Annotated in this window: 16 protein-coding genes; 7 read left to right on the forward strand and 9 right to left on the reverse strand. The window is 33.9% G+C overall.

The window, feature by feature from the left end; all coding sequences use genetic code 11:
• Window positions 1–130: 130 nt before the first annotated feature.
• The 3 genes from CGC58_RS01415 to CGC58_RS01425 are packed head-to-tail and all read right to left on the reverse strand — an operon-like array spanning window position 131 to window position 2652.
• Entirely contained in the window at window positions 131–955 is an 825-nt protein-coding gene (locus CGC58_RS01415) for a hypothetical protein (RefSeq protein WP_095894788.1), read from the reverse strand.
• Between the two features lie 26 nt (window positions 956–981).
• Complete coding sequence (locus CGC58_RS01420) at window positions 982–2208, reverse strand: hypothetical protein (RefSeq protein WP_095894789.1); 1227 nt, start codon at window positions 2206–2208, stop codon at window positions 982–984.
• 12 nt (window positions 2209–2220) lie between these two features.
• Window positions 2221–2652: a hypothetical protein gene (locus CGC58_RS01425; protein WP_095894790.1), complete on the reverse strand. Its 432-nt coding sequence runs from the start codon at window positions 2650–2652 to the stop codon at window positions 2221–2223.
• A 144-nt stretch (window positions 2653–2796) separates the two neighbouring features.
• Between CGC58_RS01425 and CGC58_RS01430 the strand changes: the two genes are divergently transcribed.
• The gene (locus CGC58_RS01430; protein ID WP_157909174.1) at window positions 2797–3408 is read left to right on the forward strand and encodes a hypothetical protein; all 612 of its coding nucleotides are present in this window, start codon (window positions 2797–2799) and stop codon (window positions 3406–3408) included.
• Window positions 3409–4081: 673 nt separating this feature from the next.
• The gene (locus tag CGC58_RS01435) at window positions 4082–4594 is read left to right on the forward strand and encodes a hypothetical protein (protein WP_095894792.1); all 513 of its coding nucleotides are present in this window, start codon (window positions 4082–4084) and stop codon (window positions 4592–4594) included.
• A 2-nt stretch (window positions 4595–4596) separates the two neighbouring features.
• Here the strand turns inward: CGC58_RS01435 and gldA are convergent, their stop codons facing one another.
• Window positions 4597–5490, reverse strand: coding sequence for a gliding motility-associated ABC transporter ATP-binding subunit GldA (gldA, locus tag CGC58_RS01440; protein WP_095894793.1), 894 nt, complete (start codon window positions 5488–5490; stop codon window positions 4597–4599).
• A gap of 373 nt (window positions 5491–5863) precedes the next feature.
• Between gldA and CGC58_RS01445 the strand changes: the two genes are divergently transcribed.
• From CGC58_RS01445 to CGC58_RS01460, 4 genes are all read left to right on the forward strand, one after another.
• Window positions 5864–7954: a carboxy terminal-processing peptidase gene (locus CGC58_RS01445; RefSeq protein ID WP_095894794.1), complete on the forward strand. Its 2091-nt coding sequence runs from the start codon at window positions 5864–5866 to the stop codon at window positions 7952–7954.
• A 209-nt stretch (window positions 7955–8163) separates the two neighbouring features.
• Window positions 8164–9042 carry a cell division protein FtsX gene (locus CGC58_RS01450; RefSeq protein WP_095894795.1) on the forward strand — a complete coding sequence of 293 codons (879 nt, stop codon included), beginning with the start codon at window positions 8164–8166 and terminating at the stop codon, window positions 9040–9042.
• A 35-nt stretch (window positions 9043–9077) separates the two neighbouring features.
• Window positions 9078–9320, forward strand: coding sequence for a DUF3098 domain-containing protein (locus CGC58_RS01455; RefSeq protein WP_095894796.1), 243 nt, complete (start codon window positions 9078–9080; stop codon window positions 9318–9320).
• Window positions 9320–10132, forward strand: a complete 813-nt coding sequence (locus tag CGC58_RS01460; RefSeq protein WP_095894797.1) for an undecaprenyl-diphosphate phosphatase — start codon at window positions 9320–9322, stop codon at window positions 10130–10132. Before CGC58_RS01455 ends, CGC58_RS01460 begins: the two co-directional genes overlap by 1 nt.
• A gap of 55 nt (window positions 10133–10187) precedes the next feature.
• Here CGC58_RS01460 and CGC58_RS01465 read toward each other — a convergent pair whose 3' ends face one another.
• The 5 genes from CGC58_RS01465 to fahA form a co-directional block, all read right to left on the reverse strand.
• The gene (locus tag CGC58_RS01465; protein ID WP_095894798.1) at window positions 10188–10616 is read right to left on the reverse strand and encodes a DUF2147 domain-containing protein; all 429 of its coding nucleotides are present in this window, start codon (window positions 10614–10616) and stop codon (window positions 10188–10190) included.
• Window positions 10617–10717: 101 nt separating this feature from the next.
• Window positions 10718–11308, reverse strand: coding sequence for a nicotinate (nicotinamide) nucleotide adenylyltransferase (nadD, locus tag CGC58_RS01470; protein WP_095894799.1), 591 nt, complete (start codon window positions 11306–11308; stop codon window positions 10718–10720).
• 6 nt (window positions 11309–11314) lie between these two features.
• The gene (gene gmk / locus CGC58_RS01475) at window positions 11315–11884 is read right to left on the reverse strand and encodes a guanylate kinase (RefSeq protein WP_095894800.1); all 570 of its coding nucleotides are present in this window, start codon (window positions 11882–11884) and stop codon (window positions 11315–11317) included.
• Between the two features lie 33 nt (window positions 11885–11917).
• A complete protein-coding gene (locus tag CGC58_RS01480) occupies window positions 11918–12772 on the reverse strand; it encodes a YicC/YloC family endoribonuclease (RefSeq protein ID WP_095894801.1) in 855 nt (284 codons plus the stop codon).
• Window positions 12773–12865: 93 nt separating this feature from the next.
• Window positions 12866–14161, reverse strand: a complete 1296-nt coding sequence (fahA, locus tag CGC58_RS01485; RefSeq protein ID WP_095894802.1) for a fumarylacetoacetase — start codon at window positions 14159–14161, stop codon at window positions 12866–12868.
• A gap of 226 nt (window positions 14162–14387) precedes the next feature.
• On the opposite strand from fahA, the gene glyA reads away from it, so the two are divergent.
• Complete coding sequence (gene glyA / locus CGC58_RS01490; protein ID WP_095894803.1) at window positions 14388–15662, forward strand: serine hydroxymethyltransferase; 1275 nt, start codon at window positions 14388–14390, stop codon at window positions 15660–15662.
• Window positions 15663–15700 lie beyond the last annotated feature (38 nt).

Raw genomic sequence — 15700 nt, forward strand, 5'->3', positions numbered from 1 at the left:
GTTTTAATGCTTCCGCTTGATTACCTCAACCGATACGTATCTATTGATTAACGGGAGCGCACCTATTTACTAACAGGTACGCTCCCGTTTAACAATGTAACCGCTTCCGTTGAAGATTTCCAAAAAAGCATTATTCATAATAGGTAATGACTCTTTCGGTAATGCCCGTTCGTTTGTTGTTGATGTATTCATATCGAAGCATCCAATTACTTTGATTATCATACTCATACGAAAATGTTTTGGTATATGCTCCGTCTATTTCCTGTATCAAATCGCCATTGGGGTTGTATTGCATCGTTTTTGTTTTTACAACCGCATCGTTTTCAAGTATCGTTTCCTTTAAAACCCTTCCGAGTGAATCGTTGGTGTAAAGAATATCCAAAATTCCGAGCGGACTTACTTCCTGAAATTTAGAAAGATAATCGTTTTCATCATATTCCAAATTATACTCTCCTACTGATATTTTTTTTCGGGAAAGCGTTTGTTTTATGACGTTTCCCTTTTCGTTAAGGGTAATTTTACTTTCGGTAACGGTATTTTCTGTCTTTAAAACAGCTCCCATAAGTAGTCCGTTTTCATAAAAATACTGAATATTTGCCCAACGACTGCTCACCGCAATCGGCTGATGGTTTGGGTTATACTTCCAAACCACGGGAATAGAATCGTGTGGGGGATGGTGTTCTGTGAGGTTTCCGTATGGGTTGTAGGTAAACAATTCAAAAAATCGTTTTTCCTGCTTCATAAATTCTTTTCCCTGCGGAGAAAGCGAACCTTCGTTGTAAAAATAAGTTTCGATTGATTTTATTTTTCCTTTGAGGTTTTCGGATTGCAGGTCGTTTTGCCAATCTAATTTTGAGAGTATCAGTCCGTTTTTCTGTTCGGAGAGCGGTCTGTATTGCTGTGCCAAGAGCATTCCGTTTAGGAAAATTAGTGCGAGTGTGATTATTTTTTTCATTGTATTCGATTGTTTTTGCCTGTGATTTATTTTACTTTTTTCAAAACAAACTCCCCTTTCGGACTGATTTCATAGGTAAAAGTTATCGCATTTTCGTAAAATTCTTTTCTCACAACAATAGAATCTTTGTTTAAAACGGATTCCGTAAATACAGCACTTTCGGCAATTTCATCATAAGCAATCAAAAGATAATCAATAATTTGATTGTTTTTATCCAAATTAAAAAGTATCGTTGAAAATTGATGTTCTCCCTGCTGAAAAGCCACCACTACGGAAGTAAAATCGTCCGAGAAAGGCACGCTATAAACGCGTTTGAAATTTTCCGCATCAGGAAACAATCCTGAAAGTAATAATCGGGCTTGATTAGCACTTAATGCGGGTAACAAATCGTAATTATCGGCGTTGGTTTGTTCTTTTTTAGGAAAAGAAATGGTCGGAAAATCAGACCACGTTACATCAGAAATGGTAGGTTTTAGAATGATTTTGTAATGGATAAATTCCATTGTTCCCTGCTCATCATAATTGGGATGTGCAAGATACAAGGTAGTGTCATCTGCCCAAAAAGCACTGAGATTACAAAGCATTTTTGTCGTAATTTTTTCAAAAATATGGTCCAAGTTAATGGTTTTTTGCCACTGACCATTTTTGTACTGCTGAATAAAATAAAACACGCATTCTTGCCCTCCGTAGTAGCCATTTAATCGAACTTTATTATTAGGCGAAGCTATCACAAATTCAGGGTTGCCGACCTCTTCGGTTTCTTTGCCATTGGAGAGATTAAAACTTACATCAGAGCTATGCCCTCCCTCGAAAAGCAAGATGTCTTCGGTAGGAAAATAAGCGACAAAACCAATTTCGTTCAACAAATCATAAATGGTGTCGAGCTTGGTTCCGTTACGAAAACGGATTTCCTGCGGAAAGTGTGTCCAATCCCTATCTTTTCTAAATGTTACAATGTCTTTCAAATGTTTTTCTGCCTGAGCAAAGTTTGTAATTTTAGGGATTGAATCGCTTTTTAGAGCTTTGGATTGAGCGGTATGAAATTCTTTTTCGCTTATTTGATGAATTTCAAGGGGTAAGTCTTCATTAAAAAATGATTTGATATACGTTACCTCTGTTATTGAATCATTTTTAGAAGTCTCATTTTCATACATTTGATTACTTGAAACGCTCTCTTTGCTCTCTTGCTTTTTATTTGAAGAAAAATCACAAGAACAAAGGAATAATAGCAATAGAAATAATATATTTCTCATAGATTCAGGTGTTTAACAGTCGTGTGATTCGTAATGGAGTCGCTCGTAATGGTCTTCCATACGCTCATAACTTTTTTCAGATTGTGGTAGGGCTTTGAGCTTTACTTGGAGTTGTTTTTTTCCGTCAGGGGCTATCCAAAGCCCTTCCAAGGTTTCGCCTTTGCGATGGAGCAACAAAATGCCTGTATTTCCGAATTCTACGAAAGTAAATCGCTCTTCTTTATCGTCCATATAAGCCGATAACAAAATGCGTTCGTTGGATTTTTCGTATTTGTAATAGGCTTCGGCATAGGTGTTTGGACATCCGGTTTCTTTAATGGCGAGGTAAAGCCCTACTTTCAAGTCCGTTCCGATAGTGCCTTCGTAATAGGTTTGGGAAATGATGGTTTGTGAAAATCCCTGTAAAGAAAACAACAACATTCCCCAAAAAAATAATTTTTTCATTTTTAATACATTTTTAGATATATTGCAAAAATAATATTTCTTACCAAACGACTACACAATTTTTTATAAATTCGCGACATAAAAAAAACAAAAGTTGAGTGTATTATAAGGAAATTTATATCGAAGAAGAAAAAAACAATAGGAATGAAAAGAATACTCGTATTAACATTAAGCCTTTTATTGATGATGAGTTGCAAATCTCAAGAAAAAGAAAATCCTAAGACATTAGGTGAAAAAAATCAAATATATTATTTGGACAGATTGTCATTTAATGAAAATAAAGATGTTTTACTATCAAATGTAGGATATGTAATGGGCGATTTCAGTGATAAAGCCATTTTATACAACATCAATTCCCCTGAAAATATTTTACTTAATATAGGCAGTACAAATATTATTTTCGACTATATGCAATTTTGGGCTGATAAAAAAACAAATAAACTAATTCTCCTCGAATTGGAAGCCGAAGCAGATGAAGATAAAATCAAGGAAGTCATAAAAAGTTTAAATCAATCATTTAAAATGGTGGATTTAACTGATGAAGAAATGCTAAAAGAGGATATTTCTGATAAAAATACTTTTATGTATCACAAAAACTACTTGTATAAATCAGATAATATTTATGTACACTTAGAAATAATTGAGTTCAAAGATAAAAAAGAGAAGGACAGGATTCGGCTGAATTTTTATTCTTATCCGTATGATAAAATTTTAATTGAATTAAATCAGATAAACGAAAAAATAACAAATCAATAAGTTAGAGTGCTTTGCAAGGTAAAAACAAAAAGTTTAATAATTTATTATTAAGCATTTGTTTTGCGTGTTTACTATAAAACGAGCCAAAACACTATCTGTTATGTCCATTGCATAGCATCTGAAGCGAAACTCGAAGATTGAGATAGCCCCTGCTTTTTGATAAAAAAGGCTAAAAAGAGGTCGATTTTGATTAAAATCGCCTCGAAAAATTTAGAAAAACAATGAAAAATAACGCTATTTTGAATTTTCAAAAAACACATTTTCTAAAAAAATCATCCGAATACGGAAAAAAATAGAGGTTAGGAGATTTTCACAAAGAACTTGTGAAATTTAAAGATGTTGTTATAACAAATTTAATTTTATTTGGTATTTAAGCCATTGCTTTTTATCTGAAGCTTAGTCATTTTGTCGCATTTAGCATTGTCTGATTATTGGAATACAGTATTTTAGACAAAACAATAAAGCAAAAAGAAAACAAATGACTGATTTTTTGGGGATTAGTTACTAAAAAATCTTACAAGCCAAATTGAAACAATGGCGAAACACAGACAAGAAAAAGATGATTTTCAGTCAGCCAAAGGTTTCCACAGCGAAGTAGATAAAAGGAGATAAAATTGAAAATAACTTTCCCTATTCAGATTATTTTTTACTTTTGCAAAAAATATTCAAAATGATGAAAAGAAAAGTGCTTTTTTTGAGTTTTATTTTTGCTTTGTGCCTAATCGCCTGTAACGACGGAGATTTGGAGGTAGAAACTATCTCTTTTGAAAATTCGGATGTTTTATCTTGCACAAGCGATACAACTGCTACATTCTTATTTAAATACAACTCAAAACAAGCCTTGATTCTGGAATTACCAAAAGGAGTTTTAAGAAATAGCGAAAATACAGCATCTGGCGTTATATCAAACGATTACAAGCTATATTACAGAACCTTTAGTGATGATGTAAACAACTCCTATTTTTGTGGAAGTTACCCGCCTTCATCGCCTTCCGTTACATCTCAATTTGAGGCTACAGGAGGGAAAATTTCAATCATTACCAAACCCATTCTGAACGAAACTACGCAAGAATTAATTCGTTACGACCATTTGATAACTATCACAGATTTAGTGATATTAAATTCTGAAGGTAATAAATTGGTAGATTCCAACTTTATCTTTGGAACGTATCAAACTAAAAAGTAATTTTACTTTGTTAATTCGGTAAAAAGCTGTTCTAAAGTTTTATGCTTATGATTGATTTGCAGAATTTTAAGCCCATTTTCTTTTGCAAAATCAAAAACAGCAGGACGCATATCCTTTTCCGTGTCAAATGAAATATTGTACAGAAACTCAAATTCATTCACAACTGATTTTACATTCGGGATTTGCTTTAAAAGGCGTTCTTCCACTCTGAAATCAAATGCAACTTCAATAATTTGTTCTTTTCCTTGAAGTTCTGACATTCTTTTATCTAAAACTATGCTGCCTTTATTCAGCACGATAACTCTATCGCAAATCGCTTGAACTTCCTGCATAATGTGCGACGAAAGTAAAACTATTTTATTTTGCCCTAATTCTTTTATAATATTCCGAATTTCAACAAGTTGATTAGGGTCAAGCCCTGTGGTTGGCTCGTCCAAAATCAAAATTTCCGGGTCGTGAATCAGTGCCGAAGCAAGCCCAACACGTTGGCGATAACCTTTTGAAAGTTGCTCAATTTTTTTGTTACTTTCAGGCGTAAGTCCCGTAATTTCAATAACTTCCTCTACCCTATTTCGAGGAATTTTCCCATATAAATCAGCCATAAAAGAAAGATATTCACGAACATACATCTCCAAATACAACGGATTATGTTCCGGTAAATATCCTATTTTTTTTTGAGCTAAAATGGGATTTTTCAGCATATTAATCCCATTTATTTGAATTTCTCCTTCGGTAGGAATTAACGAACCTGTAATCATCTTCATCGTTGTAGATTTTCCGGCTCCATTTGGTCCTAAAAAACCTGTTATTTCACCTTTTTTCAGGGTAAAACTAATTTGATTTACAGCTATTTGACTTCCATATTGTCGCGTTAATTCTCTTACTTCGACTGACATATTTCAAAATTTTTGTTCAAAAGTACAGATTTTGAACGAAACAACAAACTTTTCATAAAAACTACAACTTCTTTATCTTTCAAGCAAGAATAAAAATCCTCCACCTTAAAAATAAATAAACAACTAATAATCAGAATATTTCGTAAAAATATTTTGAAAACTATGCTTCTAATCTATTTTTCTAAAAACAGCATCAAATATTTTCAAAGCTTATTTCTCTATTTTCCTTGTCAATATCTACAAGAAATTAATTTTTTTTATGTAAGTTTGCCTCTTTAATTATAAGTGTGACATTCATTTTGCTTTCACTTTTTGCATTTTAAAAAATGCAGGCTGTTATTTAACGTATAATCTTTAAAGTTATTTTCACACAATGAGAAATTTTTCAATATCACTTACACTATTATTTATCTCTTTTGCTTCGTGTAGTTTCGTGAGCAAAAAATTTGATGATCCGGAGAAAGACAAACTTTTGGTGGAAATCATCCAACACATTCTTACCAACAAACATTTCAATCCTGTTGAAGTTAATGACGATTTTTCCAAACAGATGTACAAAAACTACATTGAGCATTTGGATAGCCAAAAGCGTTATTTTTTACAATCCGACATCAATGAATTCAAAAAATATGAAACTCGTTTGGACGACGATTTAAAAAATGACGACCTTTCATTCTTCAATCTGACTTATAACAGACTGATTCAAAGAATGAAAGAAGCTGAAGATATTGCTAAAGATATTTTCAAAAAACCTATTAATTTTTCATCAAAAGAAACTATTAACACTGATTTTGAAAAGATTCCGTATGCAAAAAACAAAGCCGAATTGCAAAAACGTTGGCAACAAATCATCACTTTTTCAATTTTGTCCAGCTATGTAACAAAGGAAAAAGAAGAAAAAACCAAAAAGGAAAAAGATGCTAACTACAAAATAAAATCGGAAGAGGAATTACGAAAAGAAGCCACTGAAACTTCTGAAAAAACGCTTCTCGAGCTATTTTCATTCCTTGATGATATGGTAAAAGAAGAATGGTTCAGCATTTATGTCAATGCTATGACTGAAACTTTTGACCCTCACACAACCTATATGGCTCCTGATATCAAAGATAATTTTGACCGTGATATGTCAGGAAAATTTGAGGGAATTGGTGCTCAATTACAGAAAAAAGCAGATGGTATCCGCATTACAGGCGTGATGCTTGGCGGTCCGGTTTGGAAAGGAAAACTTTTGGAAGTTGGTGACCACATCTTAAAAGTAGCACAAGGAAGTGAAGAGCCTGTGGATATTGTAGGTATGCGTTTAGATGACGCCATAAAACTCATAAAAGGTCCTAAAGGAACGGAAGTTCGCCTTACTGTAAAACGTGTTGACGGAACTATTGAAGTGGTGTCTATCATTCGTGATATGGTGGAACTGGAGGAAACATTTGCCAAAGCTGCAATTATTGAAGATGGTGGCAAAAAATACGGTATCATCAACCTACCTAAATTCTATATTGATTTCAAAAATCAAAGAGAACGAAACGCCGCTTCAGATGTAGCTTTAGAAATTGAAAAACTTAAAAAAGAAAATATTGATGGCTTAATCATTGACCTGAGAAATAACGGTGGTGGCTCATTGAGAGCTGTTGTTGAACTCGGCGGTTTGTTCATCAAAAACGGACCTATCGTTCAAGTAAAATCACCTCGCGGTCGTATTGACGTTTTGTCAGATACTGATTCTCGCATACAGTGGGATGGCTCGTTAGTTATTCTGGTTAATGAATTATCGGCTTCTGCTTCTGAAATTTTGGCTGCCGCTATGCAAGATTACAAAAGAGCTATCGTAATTGGAGGCAAACAAACTTTCGGAAAAGGAACTGTTCAAAGCTTTGAGGACTTAAACAATTACGTTCGTCAAAATTCATTCGGAGATTTGGGAGCTTTGAAATACACTATTCAGAAATTCTATCGTATTAACGGAGGTTCTACTCAATTGGAAGGAGTAAAAAGTGACATCGTTGTTCCTGATAAATATAAATATATCGACGTTGGAGAACGTGACCTAACAAACGCGATGAAATGGGACAAAATTGACCCAGTGCAGTTTGAATCTTGGCAAAATAATGCTAATTTTAACAAGGCTATCGAAAATAGTAATAAAAGAATTGGCGAAAATGCACATTTAAAGCTCATTGATGAAAATGCTAAATGGGTAAAACAACAACAAAACAAAAATGTTTTTCCTTTAAATCACGAAGCTTACAAAAAAGTTGTTGAAAAAGATGAGGAGGAAGCAAAACGATTTAAAGCCATTTCGGATTACAAATCAAACTTGAAATTTGTTTCTCTTCCTTCTGAAGAGGCTAAAATACAAGGTAATGAAGATTTGAAATTACGTCGCGACCGTTGGCACGAAACACTACAACAAGATGTTTACATTGATGAAGCTGTAAATATTTTAAAAGATTTGAATGCAAAATAATTAAATAAAAAAACTTATGTTTTTTGAGGCAATTTAGAAATGAAATTACAAGTTTCACTTCTAAATTATCTGTTTTTAAGGCGTTTATGTCCTGAAGAAATCTCAAATTAAATATTATGAAATATTTAATTATTCATTTATTTAATTTTTTATTGTATTTCCCTGACTTTTTTATACCTTTACGGAATTATTTTGAAAAATATTAAAAATTGGCACAATCAATTGAAAAATTCAACAGACGAAGATTAATAACTTCTTATTTTTCAGTGATAATAAGTATCACTTTGGTATTATTTCTATTGGGTATTTTAGGATTTTTGATTTTAAGTTCAAAACGATTAGCAAATTATTTCAAAGAACAAGTTTCAATGACAATTTTTTTGAAAGACAATGCTAAAGAGGCCGATATTGAACAATTGCAGAAAACCCTTTCTATTGCAGAATATGTTAAATCACTGAAATTCATACCAAAAGAGGTTGCAGCAGAAACTTTTAGTGAAGAAGTTGGAGAAGATTTTGTTACTTTCATCGGTGATAATCCATTGCAAAATTCTATTGATTTGAGTTTAAAAGCCGAGTTTGCAGAACCTGAAAAAATGAAGGAACTTGAGAAAGAATTATCTCAAAATTCTTTCGTTTCCGAAGTAGTTTACGATAAGTCCTTAATTACGCTTATCCACGAAAATGTAAACAGAATCGGAGTTATATTACTCATTTTTAGTGGTTTATTTACTTTTATTGCTATTTTGTTGATAAATTCTTCTATTCGTTTATCCATATATTCTAAGCGATTCATTATCAAAACAATGCAGCTTGTTGGAGCAACTCGCGGATTCATTCGCCGACCGTTCATTTTAACAAACATTCGGTTAGGAATTTTAAGTGCAATCCTTGCCGTATCGCTCCTATACGGTTGCCTGAGGTACATTGGTTCGATATCTCCTGAATTTGAGATTTTTTCCAGCACTGATGATATGATTATTGTTTTCACAGTTATCTTCATAATAGGAGTGCTAATTAGTTGGATAAGTACTTTTTTTGCTGCCCAACGATTCTTGAATTTAAATACCAACGACCTTTATTACTAAAAAAGTAAAACATATTAAATTTCAATATTTAAATTATGAATAAACATCATTCGACATTAATTTTTGGAAGAAAAAACTATATTTTTATGCTTATTGGGTTAGCTATCATTGCATTAGGATTTATATTAATGAGCGGAGGAGGAAGCGATAACCCGAATGCTTTTGACCCTTCTATTTTCAGCTTCAGACGCATTCACTTGGCTCCGACTTTAGTTCTGCTGGGTTTTGCCGTTGAAGTTTATGCCATTTTGTTAAATCCTAATAAATCTAAAGAATAATGAATACGATTGAAGCTATCATAATTGCTATTATTGAAGGACTTACGGAATATTTACCAATCTCATCCACGGCTCATATGGGCTTTACGGCTTCTTTGCTTGGCATTGAAGAATCTGAATTTCTGAAGATGTTTCAGGTTTCCATTCAGTTTGGAGCGATTCTTTCTGTCGTTGTTTTATATTGGAAAAAGTTTTTTGATTTTTCAAACTTAAACTTTTACATCAAACTGATTTGTGCTGTGATTCCTGCTCTTGTTTTAGGAAAATTATTTGATGACAAGATAGAAGCTGTTTTAGGTAATCAAATTGCTATCTCAATTGTATTGATTGTAGGAGGATTTATTCTTCTTTTTGCTGATAATTGGTTCAAAAATCCGAAAATTACTAATGAAAAAGAAATTTCAATAAAAAAATCTGTAATTATTGGTTTTTGGCAGTGTTTGGCAATGATGCCGGGAACTTCACGTTCTGCCGCCTCAATTATTGGTGGTATGACACAAGGACTTAGCCGAAAAGCAGCTGCTGAGTTTTCTTTTTTCCTTGCTGTACCAACAATGCTTGCCGTTACGGTTTATTCCATTTTCCTTAAAGATTGGGGAACCGGAACTGTAAAACAAAAGGGCTATGAAATGATTTTGGCTTCCGAACAGAATATTTTAATTTTCATCATCGGAAATGTCGTTGCCTTTATTGTGGCAATGATTGCGGTAAAATCTTTCATTCATTTACTAACCAAATATGGATTTAAGATTTGGGGTTATTACAGGATTATAATCGGTGTAATTTTGCTTGTATATTTTATTAATAAATAGGAACACAAAAAAATCCGAAGCTTGAATACTTCGGATTTTTTATTTTAACTTCTTGTTATTTAACTCTTTGCCAATATTGCGTTCTGCCTATGAGAGAAATCCCCAGATAGCCTCTCACTTTCAACTTGTTAGAATCTTCCAAAGCCATATAACACTTGTACTCTTTTCCTGTTTTGGGATCTAAAATTTTTCCTCCACTCCATTCATCTCCGTCTTTTTTCAAATCGGTAATGATAACCAAGCCCAAGTAAGGTTTGTTTTTATTCTTTCCGGAGCAAGCAGAACAAACAGCATTTTTGTTTTTCTCTTCTAAAAGTTCTACAAGTTTTCCATAAATCAAACCGTTTTTCTCATAGATTTCAACCACTGACTTCTCTTTACCTGTCTCATCATCAATGGTTTTCCATTTACCCAAAACGCTTTGTGCTTGTAGTGCAAACATAGAAGCAAAAACAAGCAAGCAAGTCATTACATTCTTTCTCATATTTCTATTTTTATGAAATTTTTCGGACAAATATAAAAAAAGAATACAGAAAAGCAAAAAAACAGAATAAATTAGCTTAATTTTCTTTAATTTTCTGAACTTTATTTCTCATAAAATCCCATTTGGTCTATATATTGCCAAACTTTCGGAGCCAATAACGGACGTACATTTCTCTTTTCCTTAATCTCATTGCGAATGAAAGTCGCTGATAATTCAATTATGGGAGCATTAATTTTTGTTATATTCGGGTGATTTTCAAACTCTTTAGAAATATTGCCCTCCGAAATACGAGGATAAACAAAAATGGGATAATTTTTCAAGATATACTCATAATTCTTCCATTTATGAAAACTTTTGAGATTATCCTCTCCCATTATCAAAGCAAAATCAAACGTAGGAAATTTTTCTCCCAAATAAGCCAGCGTATTTACCGTATAATTAGGTTGAGGCAAATGAAATTCTATGTCAGATGGACGCAATTTTTCATAACCCTCAACTGCCCTATGAACCATTTCAAGACGACTGTAATTATCTAACAATGAATGCTTTTCCTTAAAAGGATTTTGAGGAGTAACCACAAACCAAAGCTCGTCCATTGTGCTATGCTCCACCAAATGATTTGCGATAATTAAATGACCTACGTGGATTGGGTTAAATGACCCAAAAAACAGTCCTACTTGCTTTTTGCTCATTATAACTTATTTTGACTTTAAAAACTCAACAACCACATTTTCAGACTCTTGTAAAGCCTTCTGTAAATTATCGTTTTCAATTATTATATCAAATTTTTCAGCCTGTGCCAACTCCTGAGAGGCTTTATCCAACCGCATTTTTATTTTATCTTCACTTTCAGTTTGCCGATTTCTTAATCTTTTTTCTAATTCTTCGATGCTTGGTGGTTTTACAAAAATAGCCAAACTTTGCTCAGGAAACTGTTCTTTAATTCGTAGTCCTCCAACCACATCAATATCAAAAACGACAGTTTTCCCAAGCAACCACAAGCGTTCCACCTCTGTTCTCAAAGTTCCGTAAAAATTTCCTGCATAAACTTCCTCCCACTCCAAAAAATCACCTGAAGCAATTCGTTTTTTAAATTCATCTACCGAAAGAAAATAATATTCTCTTCCGTGCTGTTCTTCTCCTCTGGGAGCTCTTGAAGTTGCTGATATAGAGAATGCTAAGTTTAACTTTTCAAGTGATAATAAATGCCTTACAATAGTTGATTTTCCGCTACCTGAAGGAGCCGAAAATATAATTAATTTATTCATCTTAATTTAATTGTTCTTAAGTAAATATCAGATTTACAACACGTTTGAAAGCTGTTCTTTAATCTTTTCAAGCTCATCTTTCATCTTTACGACAACTTGTTGCATTGGTGAAAAATTGGCTTTTGAACCCAACGTATTTACCTCTCTTCCAATCTCTTGAGCTATAAAACTTAATTTTCGTCCGTTGGATTCTCCTGAATTTAATGTCTCGATGAAATAATCCAAATGATTTTTCAACCGAATTTTTTCTTCCGTAATATCCAATTTCTCCAAATAGAAAATTAGCTCCTGTTCAAAACGGTTAGCATCTACATTACGGATTTCGGCAACAGCTTTCTCCAAACGCTCACGAACAAGTACCAAACGCTCTGAATCTAAGCCTTCTACATCTTTCAATAAGTCTCGAATGTTTTGTATTCTAAGTATAAAATCTTCCTTTAGTACAATGCCTTCTTCTGCTCTGAATTTTTTCAAATCATTAATTGCCAACAAAATATGTTCCAATACAATTTCAAATTCATCTGAAGAGATATTTTCAACAGAAGTTTGTAATGCATCTGGCATACGCACAGCCATTTTCAAAAGTTCCGTTGTGTCTCCATCAACGATATTTTTCATTTGTGCAATGTACGATTTCACAACATTTTCGTTGATTTTCACTGAGGTCTGAGCACTCGTATTCTCAACAAAAATGCTAAAATCTACCTTTCCTCGTTGTAATTCATCTGCCAGAATTTTACGAAATTCCAACTCCTTCTCCCTGTATATCAATGGAATACGAGTATTAATATCTATACTCTTGCTATTCAATGACTTAATTTCTATACTTACGTGCTTGTCGGCAAGGGAAACAACACTTTTGCCAAAGCCAGTCATAGATTGTATCATAAATTCTTTTATTTTAGTAGTTTGAAAACAAAAATTAAACAATACTCATTACATCATACCTTCTTGTTTTCAGTTGTTTATAGTTTTCAAAATTTATCTTGCGTGCTTAGTCCAAGGTTTTAGCAACGTATTACTTACCTCTCCAAACCCAATACGAAGGTTATGTTTTTTGCAGTAACCTTTTATTGTAATTGTATCATTATCTTTAAGATACGTCCGTTCACTTCCGTTGTTTAAGATGATTTTTTTAGTTCCTCCTTGTGTAATTTCAAGCAAAGAACTGCCACTTTTATCAGTATTTCCGGAAATGGCTCCGCTTGACATCAAATCACCGCTATTCACCTTACATCCGCTGATGGTATGATGTGTAAGTTGCTGATCCATAGTCCAAAAAGTATTCAGATAATTTGTTTTTGAAACCATCGTTGTATCTCCTGTTGAATCTGCGAGAAATACTTCTAAATGAATATCATAAGTGTAATTTTCTTCTTTTTGAAGGTATGGAAGAGGCTCTGGAATTTGCTTCTCTTTTCTAACTCTAAACGGAGCTAAAGCATCCATTGTTACTATCCAAGGAGAAATTGACGAAGCAAAGTTTTTAGCTAAAAATGAAGAAGTTGGCTGGGTTCGTTCCCATTTTTGAATGTCTCTTGCACTCCAATTATTAAAAATTACCATCCCGAAAATGTACTCATCAGCCTCCCGAACAGGTACGCTTTCTCCCAAAACATTTGCATCTGTGGTTATAAATGCCATTTCCAACTCAAAATCGACCTCATTTGATGGCAAAAGTTCCAATTTTGAAGCGTCTTTTGGCAGAATTTGCCCGTACGGACGGTGAATAGGAATACCTGAAGGCACAATCGAAGAACTTCTGCCGTGATATCCCAAAGGAAAACTCAATGGAGAAACCAAAAAATCTTCATATTGGTTGATTTTTTTCAAATTTTCCATATAAGACATTTGGTCTTTGCTCGAATAAAAGTTCGTGTAATCCCCTATTCGCACAGGTAATTGCATTTCAATTTCATCCAAACTGAACAAAATTATCGCACGATGTTCCTCATTATCCCTCAAAGAAGCGTTATTGGCATCAAATATTTTCGCAATACGATTTCTGACCAAACGCCAAGTTTTCTTTCCATCTGAAATAAAATCATTCAAACAATCCTGAGAGAAAATATCATCCGCCAAGGCAATTCCTTTGAAATATCCCAAACGATGCATCGCTCCCAAGTCAATCGCTGTGTCCCCTATGCGTGTCCCAATAGTTACAACATCATCGGGGGTCAAAAAAACTCCAAAAGGAATATTTTGAATCGGAAAATCGGAATCCTCCGAGACATCAATCCAAGTTTGAAGCACTGGTGAAACTGAACTTTCAAACATATCTCTTACAATTTATAGTTTCCACACTTTTGAAGAAACAAATATATTATTTTGTGGCATATAAATGAAATTTTTAGCAAAAATATTTCCAAAATGAATGCTCAAATCATTTATTTCTTTATAAATCACGTAAGTAAAACAATCAGAAAATTTTTCCTTGAAAAATGCATCAAAATATTGCAAAAAGTATTACCTTTGGGGGATAATATAAACAATTTGAAACCATATGTTACGAGACAAACACATTTTTGAGTTAATTGAAGACGAAAAAGAAAGACAACTCCGTGGAATTGAGCTTATTGCTTCTGAAAATTTTGTAAGCCCACAAGTGATGGAAGCGGCTGGTTCGGTTTTAACTAACAAATACGCTGAGGGCTATCCTGGGCGTCGATATTATGGTGGTTGTGAGGTAGTTGACGAAGTTGAGCAACTTGCAATTGACAGAGCAAAAGTACTCTTTGGGGCGGAATACGCAAACGTACAGCCTCACAGTGGTTCGCAAGCCAATGCAGCTGTTTACTCCGCTTGTTTGCAACCCGGCGATACCATCTTAGGGTTAGACCTTGCTCACGGAGGGCATTTAACTCACGGTTCTCCTGTAAACTTTTCCGGAAAAATTTTCCGTGCTGTATCATACGGAGTTGAAAAAGAAACAGGTATGCTCAATTATGACAAAATTGCGGAAATTGCCCAACAAGAAAAACCAAAAATGATTGTAGCAGGATATTCCGCATATTCAAGAAATATTGATTTCAAACGTTTTAGAGAAATTGCAGATAGTGTTGGAGCTTTCCTTCTGGCAGATATTGCTCATCCTGCGGGACTTATCGCAAAAGGCTTACTAAACGACCCAATTCCTCACTGCCATTTTGTTACAACCACCACTCACAAAACACTTCGCGGACCTCGTGGCGGACTTATCCTAATGGGAAAAGATTTTGAAAATCCGTTCGGATTGAAAACACCAAAAGGAGAAATCAGAATGATGTCATCTTTGGTGGATTTGGCGGTTTTCCCTGGAAATCAGGGAGGACCTCTAATGCACGTCATTGCTGCAAAGGCAGTTGCTTTCGGTGAAGCCCTCTCTGATGAGTTCCTTCATTATACAATTCAAGTACAAAAAAATGCAAAAGCTTTAGCAAAAGCCTTAATTGAAAAAGATTACGATATCGTTTCGGGGGGAACAGACAACCATTTGATGCTCATCGACTTAAGAAACAAAAACATAAGCGGAAAAGACGCTGAAAAAGCACTTGTAAAGGCGGACATTACAGCGAATAAAAATATGGTTCCGTTTGACGATAAGAGCCCGTTTGTAACTTCAGGGATTCGTCTTGGAGTAGCTGCCGTAACTACTCGAGGCTTAAAAGAAGATGATATGCAAATCATTGCCGATTTTATTGACGAGGTTATCAAAAATCATCAAAACGACGAATATTTAGAAGAAATTGCTGAAAAAGTAAATGATTTTATGGAAGATAGACCATTGTTTACTTATTAATGCTTACACAAAAACAAAAAAATAGTCCTGAAAAAATC

This window comes from Capnocytophaga stomatis (genome assembly GCF_002302635.1).
Lineage (GTDB): Bacteria > Bacteroidota > Bacteroidia > Flavobacteriales > Flavobacteriaceae > Capnocytophaga > Capnocytophaga stomatis.

What these genes read in the sequence shown, in the direction of transcription:
- fahA (WP_095894802.1), bottom strand. Translation starts at nt 14,161, where the DNA reads ATGTTTGAAAGTTCAGTTTCACCAGTGCTTCAAACTTGGATTGATGTC.
- CGC58_RS01430 (WP_157909174.1), top strand. Translation starts at nt 2,797, where the DNA reads ATGAAAAGAATACTCGTATTAACATTAAGCCTTTTATTGATGATGAGT.
- CGC58_RS01465 (WP_095894798.1), bottom strand. Translation starts at nt 10,616, where the DNA reads ATGAGAAAGAATGTAATGACTTGCTTGCTTGTTTTTGCTTCTATGTTT.
- gmk (WP_095894800.1), bottom strand. Translation starts at nt 11,884, where the DNA reads ATGAATAAATTAATTATATTTTCGGCTCCTTCAGGTAGCGGAAAATCA.
- CGC58_RS01415 (WP_095894788.1), bottom strand. Translation starts at nt 955, where the DNA reads ATGAAAAAAATAATCACACTCGCACTAATTTTCCTAAACGGAATGCTC.
- CGC58_RS01445 (WP_095894794.1), top strand. Translation starts at nt 5,864, where the DNA reads ATGAGAAATTTTTCAATATCACTTACACTATTATTTATCTCTTTTGCT.
- CGC58_RS01455 (WP_095894796.1), top strand. Translation starts at nt 9,078, where the DNA reads ATGAATAAACATCATTCGACATTAATTTTTGGAAGAAAAAACTATATT.
- CGC58_RS01480 (WP_095894801.1), bottom strand. Translation starts at nt 12,772, where the DNA reads ATGATACAATCTATGACTGGCTTTGGCAAAAGTGTTGTTTCCCTTGCC.
- CGC58_RS01435 (WP_095894792.1), top strand. Translation starts at nt 4,082, where the DNA reads ATGAAAAGAAAAGTGCTTTTTTTGAGTTTTATTTTTGCTTTGTGCCTA.
- CGC58_RS01420 (WP_095894789.1), bottom strand. Translation starts at nt 2,208, where the DNA reads ATGAGAAATATATTATTTCTATTGCTATTATTCCTTTGTTCTTGTGAT.
- gldA (WP_095894793.1), bottom strand. Translation starts at nt 5,490, where the DNA reads ATGTCAGTCGAAGTAAGAGAATTAACGCGACAATATGGAAGTCAAATA.
- CGC58_RS01425 (WP_095894790.1), bottom strand. Translation starts at nt 2,652, where the DNA reads ATGAAAAAATTATTTTTTTGGGGAATGTTGTTGTTTTCTTTACAGGGA.
- CGC58_RS01460 (WP_095894797.1), top strand. Translation starts at nt 9,320, where the DNA reads ATGAATACGATTGAAGCTATCATAATTGCTATTATTGAAGGACTTACG.
- nadD (WP_095894799.1), bottom strand. Translation starts at nt 11,308, where the DNA reads ATGAGCAAAAAGCAAGTAGGACTGTTTTTTGGGTCATTTAACCCAATC.
- glyA (WP_095894803.1), top strand. Translation starts at nt 14,388, where the DNA reads ATGTTACGAGACAAACACATTTTTGAGTTAATTGAAGACGAAAAAGAA.